The 2293-nt window shown below is 67.6% G+C and carries 4 protein-coding genes; 1 reads left to right on the top strand and 3 read right to left on the bottom strand.

Annotated features, from left to right (window positions below):
* The first annotated feature begins 266 nt into the window (after positions 1–266).
* A complete protein-coding gene (locus tag ACFYXB_RS45805) occupies positions 267–746 on the top strand; it encodes a hypothetical protein (protein WP_389591436.1) in 480 nt (159 codons plus the stop codon).
* Here the strand turns inward: ACFYXB_RS45805 and ACFYXB_RS45810 are convergent.
* From ACFYXB_RS45810 to ACFYXB_RS45820, 3 genes are all read right to left on the bottom strand, one after another.
* Positions 690–944, bottom strand: a complete 255-nt coding sequence (locus ACFYXB_RS45810) for a hypothetical protein (protein ID WP_389591438.1) — start codon at positions 942–944, stop codon at positions 690–692. The genes ACFYXB_RS45805 and ACFYXB_RS45810 overlap by 57 nt on opposite strands.
* 76 nt (positions 945–1020) lie before the next feature.
* Complete coding sequence (locus ACFYXB_RS45815) at positions 1021–1200, bottom strand: hypothetical protein (protein WP_389591439.1); 180 nt, start codon at positions 1198–1200, stop codon at positions 1021–1023.
* Positions 1197–2027: an IS5 family transposase gene (locus tag ACFYXB_RS45820; RefSeq protein WP_389591440.1), complete on the bottom strand. Its 831-nt coding sequence runs from the start codon at positions 2025–2027 to the stop codon at positions 1197–1199. The genes ACFYXB_RS45815 and ACFYXB_RS45820 overlap by 4 nt, the downstream gene beginning before the upstream one ends.
* Positions 2028–2293 lie beyond the last annotated feature (266 nt).

The following is a 2293-nucleotide window of genomic DNA, read 5'->3' on the forward strand; positions in this document are numbered from 1 at the left end:
CGCTTGGTTCGCGGCCGACACCAACTCGGCGTCGCGGCGCTCGTTCAGATTGACGCTCAGCGCCGGATACAGCACCACCGAGGCCAGCACCAGCGAGGGAGCCCGGCGGTCGGTGGTTCGTCCGCTGGCCTGCACGTCCGGCTGACGAGGCGCTTGAGCTTGGAGCGGACGCCCTCGGACGGGCTCGTGAGCCGCCCGGCGGGCAGCGCGGCCAGGTGTGATCGGCGTCCTACGTGCGGCGGCAAGCGGGTGGCAGGATCACAAGGATGGCTGGCAATGGTGACCTGTGCCTCCGCTCCGGAGGAAAGTCCGCTCGCTTGGTGACCGCGTTGTGCGCGCTGGTCGCGATTGTGGCAGGGGGCGCGGCCGGCCTCGGTGTTCCGCAGTCCGACAAGTGGGGGATCCTCTCCGCGACCGTCGGCGTGATGACCGTGGCGTACGCTCTCGGGGTGCTCAGGCGCCGTGTGGAGGCAGGCCCGGACGGGCTGCGGTTCCGCACGGTGCTGCGGTGGCGCCGGCTGGCATGGGACGAGATCCTCCGCTTCGAGGACCTACGGGTACTGCCCGGCGACCCTCGCCTCCACACCCGCCCCAACCTCCGTGTCGTGACCAAGCTGCGCAGCGGCGCCATCGTCTGGCTGCCGGTGCCGTACTTCGGCGCCGACGGCACGCAGCTCTTCGAGGCGCAGCTAGCCCAGCTGCGCGCACTGCGCCGCCGCTACTCGCGCAGCACCCCGGCGCAGTAGTTCCGGGCGTTCGGTGTCGGGATATGGACGGGGCTGGCTGAACAGGCCGGGCTCGATCTCCGTGAGGATGCCGCGGCTGACCAGGCGTTTGAGCTTGGAGCGGATGCCCTCGGTGTGCTTTGGCAAGATCGGCAGGTCGAGGGCGAGGCACAGGTCGCGGGCTCGCAGCGGGTCGTCGCTGTCGGCGAAGGCGGTCATGATCTGCTGGTAGGCGGGGTGTTCCGGCAGCTCGGGGACCGGTGAACTGCCCCTGGTCTGCCCGGTGTCGGATTCGTCAGCGAAGGGCGAGGATCGTCTTGTGGGTGATCCGTAGGTGTTCGAGGTGCTCGTCGAGTTCACCGAGCCGTGTGGTGAGCTCGTTGATCTGCGCCCGGACCAGTTCGGCCTGGTCGGCCATGGCCTGCTCGCGTTCGTCGATCCCCTCCAGGAGCGGCTTCACGGAGTCGGTGCTCATGCGCCCCGCCAGGTCAGGGTGGTGGTGCCGGTCAGCCGGCGCGTCATCACGTCGGTCATCGCCCAGTACACGCGGGACTCCGCACTCTGGGGGCGGTGGTCGTACTCGCGTACCAGGCGCCGGTACATCATCAAGATCCCGTAGGCGCGTTCCACGATCCACCGCTTGACCTGCGGGGTGAAGCCTTTGTCGGCCGGGTTGCGCTCGACGATCTCGACGTCGATGCCCAGTTGGGCTCCGTGCTCGACGACCGCGGTCTTGAAGCCCTGGTCCACCAGGGCCTTGGTGACCATGCCGGTCTGCTCGGCGACCTTGTCCAGCAGGCGGATTCCGACCGTGTTCTCGTGGGCCGAGGCGGCGACCACCATCACTGCGACCACCAGTCCCAGCACGTCAACGGCCAGCCCCAGCTTGCGGCCCGGCACCCTCTTCGCCGCATCCTTGCCCGTCGTGGCCGCGGGCACCCCGGCGGCTGCGCGCTTGCTCTGCGTGTCGAGCACGACGAGGCTGGGGTCGGCTAATCGGCGCTTCTGTTCGCGCGTGTACCAGCGCAGCAGGTCGTGGATCTTCTGATCGGTGCCGTCGTCTCGCCAGGCGGCGAAGTAGTAGTAGGCCGCCCCTTTCGGCGGCAGGTCGTGCGGAAGGAAGTCCCACTGGCAGCCGTGGCGGTTCTGGTACAGGATCGCGTTGATGATCTCCCTCATCTCGTATACGCCCTGGTGGCCGGTGACCGAGGGGTGCGCGGCCTTCCATGCGGTGATCACGGGCTCGGTCAACGCCCAGCGTTCGTCGGACAAGTCGCTCGGGTACGGCTTGCGTTCACTCACCCCACCACCCCAGCAGGCCCAATCCCGTCAACCGGCATGAACACCTCAATTCCACTCATCCGCGCGATATCAAGACGGGCGCCGAGCCTCATAACGCCCTCTGAGTGGGCGTTTAGACATTGCTTGTGGCGTTACGCCGCTCTTGCGGTTGGCGATCTTTGGGAGGATTTATGCTCTACGTAGAGCTTCGTGGCCTTCCAGGCTCCGGTCTCGCCGCCCTTTTGCTCCACGTCTCGCGCCCAGATTCCGTCTGGTCTATGGACTTC

The organism is Streptomyces sp. NPDC002619 (genome assembly GCF_042889305.1).
GTDB lineage: Bacteria > Actinomycetota > Actinomycetes > Streptomycetales > Streptomycetaceae > Streptomyces.

Coding starts and splice junctions, on each gene's coding strand:
- ACFYXB_RS45805 (WP_389591436.1), top strand. CDS start 267: ATGGCTGGCAATGGTGACCTGTGCCTCCGCTCCGGAGGAAAGTCCGCT.
- ACFYXB_RS45810 (WP_389591438.1), bottom strand. CDS start 944: ATGACCGCCTTCGCCGACAGCGACGACCCGCTGCGAGCCCGCGACCTG.
- ACFYXB_RS45815 (WP_389591439.1), bottom strand. CDS start 1,200: ATGAGCACCGACTCCGTGAAGCCGCTCCTGGAGGGGATCGACGAACGC.